Annotated in this window: 14 protein-coding genes; 6 read left to right on the top strand and 8 right to left on the bottom strand. The window is 69.4% G+C overall.

Annotation, left to right across the window (positions count from 1 at the left end):
* Positions 1 to 126: 126 nt before the first annotated feature.
* Both ACWPXE_RS28925 and ACWPXE_RS28920 read left to right on the top strand, forming a co-directional pair.
* A complete protein-coding gene (locus tag ACWPXE_RS28925) occupies positions 127 to 2,055 on the top strand; it encodes a hypothetical protein (RefSeq protein WP_454020592.1) in 1,929 nt (642 codons plus the stop codon).
* A gap of 207 nt (positions 2,056 to 2,262) precedes the next feature.
* Complete coding sequence (locus ACWPXE_RS28920) at positions 2,263 to 3,414, top strand: glutathionylspermidine synthase family protein (protein WP_454020591.1); 1,152 nt, start codon at positions 2,263 to 2,265, stop codon at positions 3,412 to 3,414.
* Between the two features lie 83 nt (positions 3,415 to 3,497).
* On the opposite strand, the gene ACWPXE_RS28915 is transcribed toward ACWPXE_RS28920, so the two are convergent.
* Positions 3,498 to 3,722, bottom strand: a complete 225-nt coding sequence (locus ACWPXE_RS28915; RefSeq protein ID WP_014199802.1) for a hypothetical protein — start codon at positions 3,720 to 3,722, stop codon at positions 3,498 to 3,500.
* Between the two features lie 148 nt (positions 3,723 to 3,870).
* Positions 3,871 to 4,536, bottom strand: a complete 666-nt coding sequence (gene phaR, locus ACWPXE_RS28910; RefSeq protein WP_109139309.1) for a polyhydroxyalkanoate synthesis repressor PhaR — start codon at positions 4,534 to 4,536, stop codon at positions 3,871 to 3,873.
* 485 nt (positions 4,537 to 5,021) lie between these two features.
* On the opposite strand from phaR, the gene ACWPXE_RS28905 reads away from it, so the two are divergent.
* The 3 genes from ACWPXE_RS28905 (at position 5,022) to phbB (ending at position 8,390) form a co-directional block, all read left to right on the top strand.
* Entirely contained in the window at positions 5,022 to 6,281 is a 1,260-nt protein-coding gene (locus tag ACWPXE_RS28905) for an alpha/beta fold hydrolase (RefSeq protein ID WP_454020590.1), read from the top strand.
* 112 nt (positions 6,282 to 6,393) lie between these two features.
* Positions 6,394 to 7,569 carry an acetyl-CoA C-acetyltransferase gene (locus ACWPXE_RS28900; RefSeq protein WP_454020589.1) on the top strand — a complete coding sequence of 392 codons (1,176 nt, stop codon included), beginning with the start codon at positions 6,394 to 6,396 and terminating at the stop codon, positions 7,567 to 7,569.
* A gap of 98 nt (positions 7,570 to 7,667) precedes the next feature.
* Entirely contained in the window at positions 7,668 to 8,390 is a 723-nt protein-coding gene (gene phbB, locus ACWPXE_RS28895; protein WP_119510469.1) for an acetoacetyl-CoA reductase, read from the top strand.
* A gap of 481 nt (positions 8,391 to 8,871) precedes the next feature.
* Here phbB and ACWPXE_RS28890 read toward each other — a convergent pair whose 3' ends face one another.
* The 3 genes from ACWPXE_RS28890 to ACWPXE_RS28880 all read right to left on the bottom strand — a co-directional run bounded on the left by ACWPXE_RS28890 (position 8,872) and on the right by ACWPXE_RS28880 (position 11,588).
* On the bottom strand, positions 8,872 to 9,279 hold the full coding sequence (locus ACWPXE_RS28890; RefSeq protein WP_454020588.1) for a hypothetical protein: 408 nt from the start codon (positions 9,277 to 9,279) through the stop codon (positions 8,872 to 8,874).
* Between the two features lie 4 nt (positions 9,280 to 9,283).
* Positions 9,284 to 10,537, bottom strand: a complete 1,254-nt coding sequence (locus ACWPXE_RS28885) for an MFS transporter (protein ID WP_454020587.1) — start codon at positions 10,535 to 10,537, stop codon at positions 9,284 to 9,286.
* 115 nt (positions 10,538 to 10,652) lie between these two features.
* A complete protein-coding gene (locus ACWPXE_RS28880) occupies positions 10,653 to 11,588 on the bottom strand; it encodes a LysR family transcriptional regulator (protein WP_454020586.1) in 936 nt (311 codons plus the stop codon).
* 98 nt (positions 11,589 to 11,686) lie between these two features.
* Here ACWPXE_RS28880 and ACWPXE_RS28875 point away from each other — a divergent pair, with 98 nt between their 5' ends.
* The gene (locus ACWPXE_RS28875; protein WP_454020585.1) at positions 11,687 to 12,163 is read left to right on the top strand and encodes an NUDIX hydrolase; all 477 of its coding nucleotides are present in this window, start codon (positions 11,687 to 11,689) and stop codon (positions 12,161 to 12,163) included.
* Here the strand turns inward: ACWPXE_RS28875 and ACWPXE_RS28870 are convergent.
* From ACWPXE_RS28870 to ACWPXE_RS28860, 3 genes are all read right to left on the bottom strand, one after another.
* The gene (locus ACWPXE_RS28870) at positions 12,126 to 12,947 is read right to left on the bottom strand and encodes a putative bifunctional diguanylate cyclase/phosphodiesterase (RefSeq protein ID WP_454020584.1); all 822 of its coding nucleotides are present in this window, start codon (positions 12,945 to 12,947) and stop codon (positions 12,126 to 12,128) included. The two genes, ACWPXE_RS28875 and ACWPXE_RS28870, sit on opposite strands and share 38 nt — an antisense overlap.
* A 196-nt stretch (positions 12,948 to 13,143) precedes the next feature.
* Complete coding sequence (ychF, locus tag ACWPXE_RS28865) at positions 13,144 to 14,244, bottom strand: redox-regulated ATPase YchF (protein WP_454020583.1); 1,101 nt, start codon at positions 14,242 to 14,244, stop codon at positions 13,144 to 13,146.
* Between the two features lie 118 nt (positions 14,245 to 14,362).
* A complete protein-coding gene (locus ACWPXE_RS28860) occupies positions 14,363 to 15,199 on the bottom strand; it encodes an energy transducer TonB family protein (protein ID WP_454020582.1) in 837 nt (278 codons plus the stop codon).
* Positions 15,200 to 15,214 lie beyond the last annotated feature (15 nt).

Below are 15,214 nucleotides of genomic sequence, written 5' to 3'. Positions count from 1 at the left end.
GTCAAGAGGGGGATGGCGACCCATCGGGGGAGTCGCACGGCTTCCTTGACACCGCTCCCGCGGAACCGACAAGGTCCGGCGGACTGCGCGAGGCCGGATCAACGGGCGAAGGACGGGGTTGCGGGCATGCTACCGGTTCATTTCCTGACCATCGTGCTGAACGGCGATCCCTTCATCCGCTACCACCTGGAGGTTTTCCGCCAACTTCCCTTTCCCTGGCATTGGCACGTCGTGGAAGGGGTGGCGGAGCAGGTCCGCGACTCCTCCTGGTGCGCGCAGCGGGGTGGGCGCGTTCCGCAGGACCTTCACCGCGACGGCCGCAGCAGCGACGGGACGTCGGCGTATCTCGACCGCATCGCCGCGGAGGAGCCCGGGCGCGTGTCGGTCTACCGCAAGCCGCCCGGCATGTTCTGGCAGGGCAAGGTGGAGATGGTGACCGCGCCGCTTGCCGCCATGACGGAGGAATGCCTGCTCTGGCAGGTCGATGCGGACGAGCTTTGGACGGCGGAGCAGATCACCCGGGCGCGCCGGATGTTCCTCGATTCGCCGTCGCGCACGGCGGCGCTGTACCTCTGCCACTTCTTCGTCGGCCCATCCTTGGTCCTCGACCGGCTGGACCAGTACGGCAATTACCGCGCCTACGAATGGCTGCGCACATGGCGGTACCGGCCGGGGGATTTCTGGCACTCACACGTCCCGCCCCGGCTGATGCGCCCGCAAGCCGATGGCGCCGCCGTCGATCTCGGCGCGACCAACCCCTTCCTGCACGAGGAGACGGCGGCGGGCGGGCTGGTCTTCCAGCATTTCGCCTACGCGACGCGGGAGCAGGTCGCGTTCAAGGAAATCTATTACGGCTACGACGGCGCGGTCGAGCGGTGGGACGCCCTGCAGACGGCGGGTCGAGCGGTCGGCAGCGGCACCCTTCCGCTGCGCGATTTCTTCCCCTGGGTGACCGACGCGGCGACCGTCGCCCGCGCCGAGCACGCCATGGTGGAGCCGCTGGCGCGCCCGGACGCCGACGGAGCCTGGGGCTTCGTACCGCCGGCGCGGGGCGCTTCGACCGCTCCGGCGGTGGCGCTGCTGCGGGGCTCAGGCCCCGCCGTTCGCCGCCGCACGCTCGTCCCTGGCGAACCGCCGCCGTTCCCGACCGACCTGATCCGAAGCGTCGGCGTGTTCCTGCTGGACGGTTTGGGTGCGGTGCTGCGGGCGTCCGGCTTCCTGCGGGAGTTGCGGCGGGCCTTGCCGCGGGCTCGAATCACCGTCTTCGCGACATCGGACGCGGAGGCGGTGCTCGCCCTCTGCCCCTACGTCAACCAGCGGGTCAACCTGCCGCCGCTGAAGGGACGGGCGCCCGACGACGCGCTGGTGACCGCCGTGCGCCAGGAGATCGGCCAGCAGTTCAGCGGCGCGTTCGATCTCACGATCAATCCCGGCCGGGGTGAGGACGCCAGCTTCGCCAACCGCCTGATGCAGGATACGGGGGCGCTGCTCCGCCTCGGTTGCAGGGTCGGCCGGCCGGTGCGCGGCTATTACGCCGACGCCTTCCTGACCCACGTCGCGCCGGCTCCCGCCGGCCTGCTGGGGGCGCTGACCGCCGGGGAGCCTGACCCCGCCACGGAGGTCTGGACCTCCCCTGCCGGCGAGCGGGCCGCCGTCGCGCTTCTGGCCGAGGGCGTTCCGGCGCGCTGGCGCTGCGCGGTCGGCCTGTCCGCGTCCGTCGGCACCGGCAGCCTGTCGGAGCTGTGCCGCCGCCTTGCCGCGCGCGGCGACACCGCCATGATCCTGGTCGGCGAGGAGGCCGCCAGGGGAGCCGCGGCGCGCATCGCCGGGGAGGCGGGGGGCGCCTGCGTGAACGCGGTCGGGCGGCTGGGTTTCGACGGGCTGTGCGCCCTGCTGCGGCGCTGCGACCTGTTCGTCGGGACCGGCGCCCCGGCGGAGGACATCGCCGTCGCGGCCGGGCTTCCCATGGTGGGAACCGGCCCGGAGCACGGCGATCCGACCGCCGGGGCGATGGAGAGCGCCATTACGGCTTGGCTGGCCGGCCGCACGTACTGACAAGCGTTCCCACCCGGCCTGTGAGATCCGAGAGGGGAAGCGTGGAAAAACGGAGGGACGGGCGCGCAAGGCGCTTGTGTTGGCGCGTTTGCGCCGCAATGATCCGCCCCCACCGAATCCCGGACGGCCGCAAGCGGCGCGCCGCAGCGGGGCAAAACCATGGATTGAATCCGGCGGCCCGGTAAGCACACGATGCGCAGAGCAGTCATGAAACCCCGTGCGGATTGGCGTCCGGGGCTCCGCAAATACCCCTACGGCGTCCGCGCCATGAGCGCCGGCGCCTTCTGGCGCGAGGATGTGCGGTACGAGTTCTCCGCCCATCAGATCGACCTGATCGAAAGCGTCGCCGACGAGCTGCACACCATGCTGCGCGAGGCGCTGCGCGCGACGGTGGACGGGCGGGCGCTGGCCCGGCTGGGGGTCCGCGGCGGCGTGGCGCGGCTGCTCGAAGCCTCCTGGAACGACTATTGGGCCGCGGGGCGCCTGAACGAGCGGGCCGGCGGGCTGATCGGGCGGCTGACGCTGGCCTATGACGGGCGCGATTCGGTCAAGCTGCTGGCCTGCAACTACGACACCCCGGAAGGCCTGTTCGCCGCCTCGATCATCCAGCGCAACTGGCGCGAGGCCCTGATGGGCGATGCCAATCAGTTCAACGGTTTGCACGAGGGGCTGGTGGAGCGCTGGGAGGAGCTGGCGGCGGGCATGCCGGGCCGTGGGCTCGTCCATCTGGCCTGTGCCACCCCCGACCCGATGCGCGAGAGCGAGCTGGTCTATCTGGCCGCCACCGCGGCGGAGGCCGGGATCGCCACGCATCTGCTGCCGCTGCAGAGCCTGGGCTGGGACGGCCAGCGCTTCATCGACGACGAGGGGCGGGCGGCCTCCTGGCTGGCGAAGATCTACCCCTGGCAGGGGCTGGCCGACGACGCCTTCCTGCAGAAGCTGCGCATGGGCGGCATGAGCATGCTGTCCCCGCTGTGGTGCTGGCCGATGTCGAACCACGGGCTTCTGGCGACGCTGTGGTCGCTCTACCCGCGCCACCCGAACCTGTGCCGCGCCGCGCTCGACCCCGAGGAACTGGCGGGCTGCGACGCGGTGACCGAGCGCAGCCTGTTCGGGCTGGACGACGCGGCCCAGCGCATGACGGCGCACGGCCGCATCGTCTCGGACACCGGCGGCGCAGAGTATCCGGGGGGGCGGGTCTGGCTGGAAACCCCGCCGATCTTCGAGGAGGAGGGCGTCCACGCGCTCCTGCACTGCTGGATCATCGGGGACAAGTGCCTGGGCATGTCGGTCCGTGAATCGGCGGACCCGCGGGTCGGCCCCGACGCGGCGATGGTGCCGCACATCTTCCGCGGCTGACGGGCTTTCACGGGGTGGAAGGAGCCCGCCCTGTTCCAGCGGGGCGCAGGGCGGGCGCTTCGGCGGCGATCAACCGGCAGTCCTCAGCGGCCGCGGCCCGGCGCGAAGGGATTGGGCAACGGCGAGCCGAACGCCGCCCGGCGGGCGTCCCGCCACGCGACGTCGTTGCCGACGCCGCTGTGGGTGGCGGACACCGACACCACCTGACTCTGGTGGCGCAGCCAGCCGCGCAGCTTTTCTTCGAACCGTTGGGCGTCCTGGGCGTCCGCAACCTCCAGTTCCATCGACATCTGCAGCTCGGTCTTCATGGCGTTCCTCCTCTGGACCGTTCCGTTGGACAAACAGCCGGGCGTGCCGCTGGTGCCAAAAAAACAGAAAAGGGCGGGGAACTTTCCCCGCCCTGCGCTGCAACACCGTGAACGCGATGGCCGTCGATGCGATTGGCGGCGCCGCCGCTCACTTGCCTTCGGGCTTCGCCGGGCGGGCCGGCTTGGCGATGCTGGCGATCTGCTTCTGCAGGTCGTCGATCTGCTTCTGAAGCTCTTCATAGGTGTGGCTGGCCGCTGCGGCCGCGCCGTTGGGCGGAACGGCGGACGGACCGGGGGCCGCCGGGCGGGGCGGGGCGGCGGGGTGCTCGCCGGGCTGCCCGTCCTCGGCGCCGCCGAAGGGCGAGAACATGCGCATGGCCCGTTCGAACATCGCCATGTTCTGCTTGCCGACCTCTTCCAGCCGGCCGAAGGGGAACATGCCGCCCAGCGTGTTCTGGAAATAGTCGCGCATCTGCTCCTGGTTGCGCGAGAAGGACTGCATCGAATATTCGAGGTAGCGCGGCACCATCCACTGCATGTTGTCGCCGTAGAAGCCGATGAGCTGGCGCAGGAAGCTGATCGGCAGCAGGTTCTGGCCCTTGCTCTCCTCCTCCACGATGATCTGCGTCAGGACGGAGCGGGTAATGTCCTCTCCGGTCTTCGCGTCATAGACCACAAAGTCGAGCCCGTCCTTGACCATCTGACAGAGATGGTCGAGCGTCACGTAGCTGCTGGTCGCCGTGTTGTAGAGCCGCCGGTTGGCGTACTTCTTGATCGTGATCGTCGCGGACTTCTGGTCTTCCTTGTCGGCCATCGCTGTTTCTTTCAAGAAGGGTCGTGCGGCGAGAATGTTCCAGATATAAGGACTACTCGAAGGAATGCACCCTGTCCAGTGCTGTGCCGCAGCGCTGCGACCCCAGATGGGCGTCCCCCCGATAATTCGGGATTTGCGGCATTTTCGATCGGTCCTTCGCGGCTCTGGTCAAGGGCACCGCCTCCCTCATATACTCCTCGCCATGGCCGAATCGTCCGAATCCGACATCCCGTCCCTGGAAACGCTCGCGCAACGGTACCTCGACCTGTGGCAGGAACAATGGGCGGCCTGCGCCGCCGATCCCGAGATGGCCGATGCCGCCGCCCGCCTGTTCCAGATGATGGCGCAGGGCGCCGCGGCGATGGCGCCCTTCGTCCTGGGGCCGGGCGGTTTCGCCTACGCCAGCCCGCCGGGCACCGGCTGGAATCCGATGCCGCCCCCATCCCAGCCTGCCGGGTCCCAGCCGTCCTCCGAGGGAGAGCCGCGTGACCGGGGACAACGCCACGATCCCCCCGCAACCCGCTCTGCGGCCCACCCCAAGGCTGGGGCCGCGGCCGCTGGCGCTGCATCTGGCGACGGTGGCGGCGACACTGCTCAGCTCCTCCGCCGCATTGCCACACTTGAGGAACGGCTCGCTGCCATGGAAGCCGCATCTGCAGGAGCGGGCGGAGGACCTGCGCCGGCGGATCGCCGCAACCGACGCGGACGCGTTCGCCCAGGCGGTTGACCGGGAGGTCCGCCGCCAGCTGGACCTCGCCTTGACGGGAATCGAGCGCTACCGCCGCCACCCCTACCGCCGCGATTTGCCCGATCCGCCCGTGCTGTGGACGGAGGGGACGTCCCGTCTTCTCGACTACGGCGCACTCGGCCCGGCGACGGGCGCGCCGGTCCTGTTCGTGCCGTCGCTGGTCAATCGCCATTACATCCTCGACCTGTCGGCGCGCAAAAGCCTGATGCGCTGGCTGGCCGCGCAGGGGCTGCGCCCCTTCCTGATCGACTGGGGCACGCCCGGCCCGCTGGAGCGGCGCTACAGCCTGACCGACTACATCGCCGGGCGGCTGGAGCGGGCGCTCGCCGCGGTGGTGGAGGCGGTGGGGCGTCCGGTTCCGGTGGTCGGCTACTGCATGGGCGGGCTGCTCGCCACCGCGCTGGCGCAGCGCCGCCCCAAGGAGGTCGCGGCGCTCGGCCTGCTCGCCACGCCTTGGGACTTCCACGCCGAGGACGCGGGCATGGCCCGCCGCGCCGCGAGCTTTTTCCAGCCCTTCGGCCCGCTGCTGGACGCCTGGGGGGAACTGCCGGTGGACGTGCTGCAGGGGCTGTTCGCCCAGCTCGACCCGCTGCTGGCGCTGAAGAAGTTCTCGCAGTTCGCCCGCATGGAGCCGGACAGCCGCGCCGCGCTCGCCTTCGTGTCGCTGGAGGACTGGTTGAACGACGGGGTGCCTCTGGTCGCCGGAGTGGCCCGCGACACGCTGGCCGGCTGGTACGGTCGCAACGACACGGCGCGCGGCGAATGGCTGGTCGCCGGCCAGCCGGTGGAGCCGGAGCGGTTGAGCATGCCGGTCCTGGCGCTGATCCCGGAGCGCGACCGCATCGTTCCGCCCGCGTCCGCGGTGGCCTTGGCAAGATCAATCGGCAGCGCGCAAATGATCAGGCCGCCGCTCGGTCATATTGGCATGGTGGTCAGCGCCGGTGCCGAAACAGGCGTCTGGCGTCCCCTGGCCGAATGGCTTAGTGCGGCAGGATAACCGCAGCCAGTCAGGTGTCTTGCATTGCGGGAAATCCGCGCATAAGGTTTTTCCCACTCCGTGCGGCCCACTGACACGATAATAAAACTGACAAAATCTGAGGAGCGTCAACATGACCGAGGTTGTGATCGCCAGCGCAGCGCGTACTCCCATCGGCAGCTTCAACGGGGCGCTCAGCGCCGTACCGGCCCATTATCTGGGTGAGATCGCCATCCGCGAAGCGCTGAGCCGCGCCAAGACCGATGCCGCGGAGGTGACCGAGGTCATCCTGGGCCAGATCCTGACCGCCGGTCAGGGCCAGAACCCGGCCCGCCAGGCCGCCGTCAACGCCGGCATCCCGGCCTCCGCCACCGCCTTCGGCATCAACCAGCTCTGCGGTTCGGGCCTGCGCTCGGTGGCGCTCGGCTACCAGGCGATCCGCAACGGCGACGCCGAGGTCATGGTCGTCGGCGGCCAGGAGAGCATGAGCCAGGCCCCGCACGTCATGCATCTGCGCAACGGCGTGAAGATGGGCGCCGCCGAGATGCTCGACACCATGCTGAAGGACGGCCTGATGGACGCCTTCAAGGGCTACCACATGGGCACGACGGCCGAGAACGTCGCCCAGAAGTGGCAGCTGACCCGCGACGAGCAGGACGCCTTCGCCGCCGCCTCGCAGCAGAAGGCCGAGGCCGCCCAGAAGTCCGGCCGCTTCAAGGACGAGATCATCCCGGTCACCATCAAGGGCCGCAAGGGCGACATCATCGTCGCCGACGACGAGTATCCGAAGCACGGCACCACCGCGGAATCGCTGGCCAAGCTGCGCCCGGCCTTTTCCAAGGAGGGCACGGTGACCGCCGGCAACGCGTCGGGCATCAACGACGGCGCCGCCGCGCTCGTCCTGATGACCGCCGAGAACGCGGCCAAGCGCGGCCTGACCCCGCTGGCCCGCATCGTCTCCTGGGCGACCGCCGGCGTCGATCCGGCGATCATGGGCACCGGCCCGATCCCGGCTTCCCGCCTCGCGCTGGAGAAGGCCGGCTGGAAGCATGAGGACCTGGACCTGATCGAGGCAAACGAGGCCTTCGCCGCGCAGGCCCTGGCCGTCAACAAGGACCTTGGCTGGGACACCTCCAAGGTCAACGTCAACGGCGGCGCCATCGCGCTCGGCCACCCGGTCGGCGCGTCCGGCGCCCGCGTCCTGACCACCCTGCTCTATGAGATGCAGAAGCGCGACGCCAAGAAGGGCCTCGCCACCTTGTGCATCGGCGGCGGCATGGGCATCGCCCTCACCGTCGAGCGGGGCTGATGAAAAGCGGGCCGTTCCCTCCGGGGTGCGGCCCGTTTCGTATGTGTGCCTACAGAAACCGATAAAGAATCCAACATCAAGCTTTGGGGGAGGAGCCAATGGCTCGAGTTGCAGTCGTCACGGGCGGAACGCGCGGTATCGGCGAAGCCATCTCCGTCGCGTTGAAGAACGCCGGCTATGTCGTCGCCGCCAACTACGCCGGCAACGATGAAAAGGCGAAGGAATTCTCGGCCCGCACGGGCATCGCGGTCTACAAGTTCGACGTGTCGGACTTCGACGCCGTGAAGGATGGCATCGCGAAGATCACCGCCGAACTCGGGCCGGTGGATGTGGTGGTCAACAACGCGGGCATCACCCGCGACGGCGTGATCCACCGCATGACCCCGCAGCAGTGGAACGACGTCATCGCGACGAACCTCACCTCCTGCTTCAACCTCTGCCGCAACGTCATCGACGGCATGCGCGAGCGCGGCTTCGGCCGCATCGTCAACATCGGCTCGGTGAACGGCCAGGCCGGCCAGTACGGTCAGGTGAACTACGCCGCCGCCAAGTCGGGCATCCACGGCTTCACCAAGGCGCTGGCCCAGGAGGGTGCGGCCAAGGGCGTCACCGTCAACGCCATCGCGCCGGGCTACATCGACACCGACATGGTGCGCGCGGTGCCGCCCAACGTGCTGGAGAAGATCGTCGCCCGCATCCCGGTCGGCCGTCTCGGCAAGGCCGAGGAGATCGCCCGCGGCGTGCTGTTCTTGGTCGGCGACGACGCCGGCTTCATCACCGGCTCGACCCTGTCGATCAACGGCGGCCAGCACATGTACTGATCGGCCGGTGCATTGACTCCCGGGTCTGCGGACCCGTTTGAAGCGACACGAAGCCTTCGCCCCTCTCCCGCCACCGCGGGGGAGGGGTTTTTCTTTGGGCCTTCACGAAAATGGATACCCAAGGACATGGCGTGCGGCGTGGGGCCGAAAAAGCGAAACCCCCGCGCGGGGGGCGGGGGTTTCAGCGGCTGTGCCAGGACATCCGCAATGGTTGAGCCGTCTCAACGGCAATGTTCAGAAATGTGTGGCCGAACAGGTCGGCTTCCTCAAGTAAGCGCAGGTGGACTCATGACAATCACACCCTCCTGGCTACGGGAACATTTGCTGTGATGAGAAGTTGGCTTTTTTGCCAACTTGATGCGGTGTCCACCGCGTCTTCACCTCAACCAGTGTTGCTCTGAGGGATAGCCTGCTCTTCCTTGCGGGGGTTGTCAATACCCGAACTGCGGTCCCGTTACCGCTTGATGACGGGTTTGTGACGTCACTTGAACTGGAAGCCGACCGGACGCTTGTCGTCCAGCGAGACCACCGCGCAGCCGCCCAGCGCCGGGCCGACCGACAGCTCGCCGTAGGCGGTAACCGCCCCCTCCTCCTTCAGGCGCCCGACGAAGCCGCTGCCGTCGCTGCGGGCGACCCAGGCAAAGGGGATCCAGGTCTGGCGCACCGGCTGGCCGCCGGCGCGGACCACCGCGGTGAAGGCCTCGGCGGTCGGGGTGCCCGGCGGGAAGACGGCGAGCACCGTGCCGCCGCCCTCCTCGTTCAGCGCCGCCTGGGTCAGCGCCACCCCCGTCACCACCGCCCAGACGACCAGCGCCAGCGCGCCGAGCGCCAGCGCGAAGCCGTGACCGAAGCCGGGGCTAGAAGAGGAGGAGGTCGCCGGTTCCGTCATGGCCTCAGGCCTTCGCTTCCGCGGCCAGGGCAGGGGCGGGCTTCTCGGCGATCGGCCAGTTGACCACCGCAGCGGCCAGCGCCAGGGCCACGCTGGCCCACCACACCACGTCGTAGGAGCCGACGCGCTCGTACAGCACGCCGCCCAGCCACACGCCGAGGAAGCCGCCCACCTGATGGCTGAGGAAGGCGAAGCCGTAGAGCATGCCGAGATAGCGCGTGCCGAACATCAGAACGACGAGGCCGGAGGTCGGCGGCACCGTGGACAGCCAGAGCAGGCCCATCGCCGCGGCGTAGAGGATCACCGAAACCGGGGTGACCGGCAGCAGGATGAAGATCGCCGTGCACAGGCCGCGCAGCGTGTAGTTGGCGCACAGCAGCAGGCGCTTGCTCATCTTCCCGCCCAGCACGCCGGACATGTAGGACCCGACCACGTTGAACAGCCCGATCAGCGCCATCGCCCAGGAGGCGAGGCCGGGGCTGATCCCGGCGGCGGTCAGGTAGGGCGGCAGGTGCGTGGTGATGAAGGCGAGCTGGAAGCCGCAGACGAAGAAGCCGGTGACCAGCAGCACGTAGCTGCGGTGCTTGAAGGCCTGCCGGATCGTCGCGGCGAAGCCGATGTCGGCCCCGGTGACGGCTTGCGCGCTCTTCGACCCGCCCGCCCCGGCGAAGGAGGAGGCAAGCACCGGGATCATCAGCATCGAGGCGCCGAACAGGATCAGCGCCGTCTGCCAGCCATAGGCGGCGATGAAGGCCTGGCCGGTGGGGGCGAACAGGAACTGGCCCATCGAACCGGCGGCGGTGGCGACGCCCATCGACCAGCTCCGCTTCTCCGGCGGGACGATGCGGCTGAAGCCGGCGATGACGATGCCGAAGGACGCCCCGGCCAGACCCAGCCCGATCAGCAGGCCGGAGCTGAGATGCAGCATCAGCGGCGTGTCGGCGTAGGGCATCAGCGCCAGACCCAGCGCGTAGAGAACGCCACTGATCCCCAGCACCAGCGCTGGGCCGTAGCGGTCGCACAAAGCGCCAGCGAAGGGGGTGCCGATGCCCCAGACCAGATTCTGGATGGCGATCGACAGGGCGAAGACGTCGCGGCCCCAGCCATGCGCCTCCGATAGGGGGGCGGTGAACAGGCCCATGCTGGACCGCGGGCCGAACGCCAGCATGGCGATCAGGCAGCCGCAGGCGATGACGAATCCCGGCGTCCGCCAGGAGCGGGGCGAAGGCGCCCCGCCCATCCGGTTGCTGGTGTCCAAGTTATCCTCCCTTGGCGCGGGCTGTGGCCGGTGCGGCAACGCTGGCCCGCGTCTCATCAGGGTCACACGATAAGCGTGCGCCGGGCGTGCATCAAATTCACAATGGGAAAGAAGGTTATTCGGCTGCGGAATGGCAGGGCAGGGGCAAAGGCGCCTCTTCCGCCGGGGGCAGCAGGTCCAGCAGGCTGTCCTCCAGCACGTCGAAGACGGGGCCGATGCGCCCGGTGAAGCGGCCGCGCAGCAGCCACACCGCGACGGTCAGCGCGAAGTCGGGGGTCTCCAGCGGCCGCACCTGGGCGGCGTGTAGGGTCGGGGCGATCAGCCGCAGCGGGGCCAACCCGAATCCGACGCCGCGGGCGACCAGCGACAGCAGAAGCGACTGGTCGAATCCCTCCACCGTGACGTTCAGCGCCGGGCCGTGCTGCGCCATCGCCCGGCCCATGGCGGTCCGGTACTGGCAGCCGTCGGGCTGAAGCACCCAGCCCACGGCGTTCATCGCCGGCAGCGTCCAGTCCCGCTGCCCGGCCAGCTCGGCCGACGCGACGACCCGCACGGGTTCGCGCGAGATGCAGACGGCGTCCAGGTCGTCCGGCGGCGTCTGGGCGTCGTGAGTCAGCACCAGCGCGCCGTCCAGCGTGCCGTTGCGGACCTGCTCGACCAGCGGCGTGCTCCAGTCCGAATGCAGGCGGACGGTCAGGCCGGGGAAGGCGGCGCGCAGCCGGTCCAGCGGATGGTGCGCGGCGATGGCCGTCAGCACATGGGCCACCCCCAGCCGCAGCAGCCCCTGGGGCTGGGCGGCCCCGGCGAAGGCGTCCGACAGCTCGTCCGTCGCCTTCAGCACCCGATGCGCGTGGGCCAGCGCCATCTCGCCGTCGCGGGTCAGGGCCAGCGGCTTGGTCTGGCGGTCGAACAGGGACACGCCAAGCTCCGCCTCCAGCCGCTGGATCAGGCGCGAGACGGCGGACTGGGTCAGCCCCAGCCGGTGCGCGGCCTCCTGCACGGACTGGGCTTCGGCCACGGCGACGAAGGTGCGGATCTCGTTGAGCTTCATGGCGGCGTCCGGAGCGGCGGTTCGTTCGGCCTCTTGGCCACTGGTATCCGACTGTCCGCCTGGGTTAGCGTCGGGTCAAGCGCAACGAGGGAGTTTCCATGTCCGCCTCGCCCGAGTCCACCACGCCCCCCGCCGACCGTTCCGGCCGCGAATACCCCGACCGTCCCTGGGTGGGGGTGGGCGCCGTGGTGTGGCGCGGCGACCGGGTCCTGCTGATCCGCCGGGGCCGTCCGCCGCGGATGGGGCAGTGGAGCCTGCCCGGCGGCGCCCAGTCGGTGGGCGAGACGGTGTTCGAGACGGCGGTCCGCGAGGTGCTGGAGGAAACCGGTCTGCACGTCGTGCCGACGGAGGTGGTCACGGTGGTGGACGCCATGACGCTCGACGACGCTGGGGCCGTCCAGTACCACTACACCATCGTCGAGGTGGCGGCGGAGAGCCCGGAGGGCGAGGCGGTCTGCGCCGACGACGCGCTGGAGGCCCGCTGGGCCACCGTCGACGAGGCCGCAGAACTGACCGAATGGGACGAGACGGAGCGGGTCATCCGCCTGTCGGCGTCGCGGCGAGCCGCCGGATGAAGTCCGGGACCTGCGCCGTGTCCAGGGGCTTGGCCAGCAGATAGCCCTGGATGCGGTCGCAGCGGTAGGCGCGCAGGTACAGAAGCTCGTCCTTGGTCTCCACCCCCTCGGCGATCGCCTGCATCCCCAGAGCGTGGGCGAGGTCGATGATGGCGCGCACGATGGCGGCGGCGTCGCGGTCCTGCACCATCGCCTGGGTGAAGTGCTTGTCGATCTTCAGCGCCTCGACCGGCACGCGGCGCAGCAAGGATAGCGAGGAATAGCCCGTCCCGAAATCGTCCAGCACCAGCCGTACCCCGGCGCCGCGCAACTGGGTCAGCACCTCGCGCGAGGACTCGCTGTGCTCGAACAGGGCGGTTTCGGTCAGCTCCAGTTTCAGATTGGCGGCGGGCAGGCCGGTTTCGGCGAGGATGCCCAGAACGGTGCGGGCGAAGCCGGGGTCCTGCAACTGCCGCGCCGACAGGTTCACCGCCACCGGCACGTCGGCGATGCCGTCCTGCATCCAGCCCGCGGCGGTCTCGCAGGCGCGGCGCACCGTCCATTCGCCGAGGATGTGGATGGCGTCGCTGGTCTCCGCCATTGGGATGAAGACGTCGGGCGGGATTACCGTGCCGTCGTCGAGGCGCCAGCGCGACAGCGCCTCGAACCCGGTCAGCCGCCCGCTCTGGGCGTCGGCCTGCGGCTGGAAGGCAAGGCGCAACTCGCCGTGCCGGATGGCGTCGCGCACGCGGTCGGAGAAGGTGCCGGCGCCTGGCGCGATGGTCGCGTTCTGGTTCACCGCCATATCCCCTCCGGTCCAGCCCTCGGTTGTCGCCCATAGGGGCTTAACAGCCGACGCGAGGCTTGTTAACCATATCTCAGGGGTATTTAAGCGGTTTTTCCAGTTTTACGAAAGGGTTAACGGATTTCTCAACGGTGATAAGATTGGGAGGCGTTAACCCTTCTCCCCAGAAGAGGAGAAGGGTTGCACGGCCGTCCAATCAAACGTTGAAGCGGAAATGGAAGATGTCGCCGTCGTTGACGACGTATTCCTTGCCTTCCTGGCGCATCTTGCCGTTGTCCTTGGCGCCCTGCTCGCCGCCCAGCGTGACGTAGCTGTCGATGTCGATGGTCTCGGCCCGGATGAAGCCGCGCTCGAAATCGGTGTGGATGACGCCCGCTGCTTCCGGGGCCTTGGCGCCGCGGCGCACGGTCCAGGCGCGGGCCTCCTTCGGGCCGACGGTGAAGAAGGTGATGAGGTCGAGAAGCTGGAAGCCGGCGCGGATCAGCTTGTTGAGGCCGGTCTCCTCAAGGCCGAGGGATTCCAGGAATTCCTGCTTCTCGGCGGCGTCGGAGAGCTGGGCGACCTCCGCCTCGATGGCGGCGGAGATGACGACCATGCCGGCGTTCTCGGCCTTGGCCTTCTCGGCAACCTTGGCGGTCAGGCTGTTGCCGGTGGCCGCGGAGGCCTCCTCGACGTTGCAGACGTAGAGGACGGGCTTGGCGGTCAGCAGCATGAACTGCTTGAAGACCGGCTTCTCCTCCTCGCTGACCTCGACGACGCGGGCCGGCTTGCCGTCCTGGAGGACCTTCAGCGCGCGCTCCATCAGATCGGCCTTGATCTTGGAGTCCTTGTCGCCGCCCTTCGCCTTCTTCTGGAGGCTGGTGAGCTGGCGCTCCAGGCTTTCCATGTCGGCGAGCATCAGCTCCGTCTCGACCACCTCGGCGTCGCGAAGGGGATCGACGTTGCCTTCCACATGGGTGACGTCGTCGTCCTCGAAGCAGCGCAGGACGTGGACGATGGCGTCCACCTCGCGGATGTTGGCGAGGAACTGGTTGCCCAGCCCTTCACCCTTCGAGGCGCCGCGGATCAGGCCGGCGATGTCGACGAATTCGAGCTGGGTCGGGATGATCTTCTGCGACTTGGCGATGGCCGCCAGCTTGTCCAGCCGCGGGTCGGGCACGCCGACGCGGCCGACGTTCGGCTCCTTGGTGCAGAAGGGGAAGTTCGCCGCCTCGGCCGCCTGGGTGGCGGTCAGCGCGTTGAACAGGGTCGACTTGCCGACGTTCGGCAGGCCGACGATGCCGCAATTGAAGCCCATGGGGGTGCTCGCCGTCGGAAATCTCGGGAATTGGGGCGCTTTATCCTACGTGGAGCCGCAAAGCGCAAACGGGAAGTGGGGGTGGGCAGGGTTGAGCGCCGCTTCCGGCGCGCCGGAGTCACCGCGGGCGGAATAGGAAGGGCACGGAGAAGACGCGGTCTTCCGCCGTCAGGCCGGGCGGCGGGAGGGGGAAGGGGGACGCCTTGCGCACCGCGGCCAGGGCCGCCCGGTCCAACGCCTCGTCGCCGCTCGACGTCAGGATGGAGGCGTCGAGCACCTCGCCGGCCGTGCCGAGGGTCAGCTTGACGATGGCCTGCCCGCCGCCGACCACCTTTTCCGGCTTGTGCCGTCCGATCCAGGCCCAGACCTGCGCTCCATAATCCACCATTGCGCCCCGGCTGGCCGAGACCGCCTCGACCGCTGCCGCCGCGTTGCGGCCGGTTCCGGTCCCGGTTTCAGCGGACGGCGTCGGTGATGGGCTCGGACCGGGCGCCGCCTGCGGTTTCGGCACCACCTTGACGGGCGGCTTCGGTTTCGGCAGCGGCTTGGGTGGCGGGGGAGGGGGTGGTTCCGGTGCGGGTTCCGGTGCGGGTTCCGGGGTCGGCTCCACCTCCGGAGGCGCTGGTTCCGGCGCCACCTCCGGCTCGGGTTCCGTGGCCGGTTCCGGCACGGGGTCCTGCCGCGGTTCGCTCTCCGGTTCGCTTTCGGGTTCGGGCTCCGCTGCCGGCGGCGGGCCGCTGTCCGCCTCGGACGCCACCAGCATCACCTCGATCACTGGGGTGATGGCTTCGTTGAGGCTGACGGCGCCGGTCTCCTCCGTAACTGTGCCGGGGGCCGCTCCGGCGGCGGACAGGAGGACGGCCAGGACGCCGGCGTGCAGCGTCCCGGACAGGGCGAGCGCCCCCAGCGGCCGGCGGGCCGGCTGGGGGCGCTCATGAAGGCGGATCGCGCGCAAGGCGGGGGCCTCGTC

The organism is Azospirillum sp. Marseille-Q6669, from assembly GCF_965111635.1.
Note: the sequence above shows the minus strand (reverse complement) of the source record. Positions and strands in the feature narration are given on the sequence as shown.

Excerpts from the sequence above, each read along its gene's own strand:
- ychF (WP_454020583.1), bottom strand. The coding sequence starts at position 14,244 with ATGGGCTTCAATTGCGGCATCGTCGGCCTGCCGAACGTCGGCAAGTCG.
- ACWPXE_RS28925 (WP_454020592.1), top strand. The coding sequence starts at position 127 with ATGCTACCGGTTCATTTCCTGACCATCGTGCTGAACGGCGATCCCTTC.
- ACWPXE_RS28875 (WP_454020585.1), top strand. The coding sequence starts at position 11,687 with ATGTCCGCCTCGCCCGAGTCCACCACGCCCCCCGCCGACCGTTCCGGC.
- ACWPXE_RS28880 (WP_454020586.1), bottom strand. The coding sequence starts at position 11,588 with ATGAAGCTCAACGAGATCCGCACCTTCGTCGCCGTGGCCGAAGCCCAG.
- phbB (WP_119510469.1), top strand. The coding sequence starts at position 7,668 with ATGGCTCGAGTTGCAGTCGTCACGGGCGGAACGCGCGGTATCGGCGAA.
- ACWPXE_RS28915 (WP_014199802.1), bottom strand. The coding sequence starts at position 3,722 with ATGAAGACCGAGCTGCAGATGTCGATGGAACTGGAGGTTGCGGACGCC.
- ACWPXE_RS28870 (WP_454020584.1), bottom strand. The coding sequence starts at position 12,947 with ATGGCGGTGAACCAGAACGCGACCATCGCGCCAGGCGCCGGCACCTTC.
- ACWPXE_RS28920 (WP_454020591.1), top strand. The coding sequence starts at position 2,263 with ATGAAACCCCGTGCGGATTGGCGTCCGGGGCTCCGCAAATACCCCTAC.
- phaR (WP_109139309.1), bottom strand. The coding sequence starts at position 4,536 with ATGGCCGACAAGGAAGACCAGAAGTCCGCGACGATCACGATCAAGAAG.
- ACWPXE_RS28900 (WP_454020589.1), top strand. The coding sequence starts at position 6,394 with ATGACCGAGGTTGTGATCGCCAGCGCAGCGCGTACTCCCATCGGCAGC.
- ACWPXE_RS28890 (WP_454020588.1), bottom strand. The coding sequence starts at position 9,279 with ATGACGGAACCGGCGACCTCCTCCTCTTCTAGCCCCGGCTTCGGTCAC.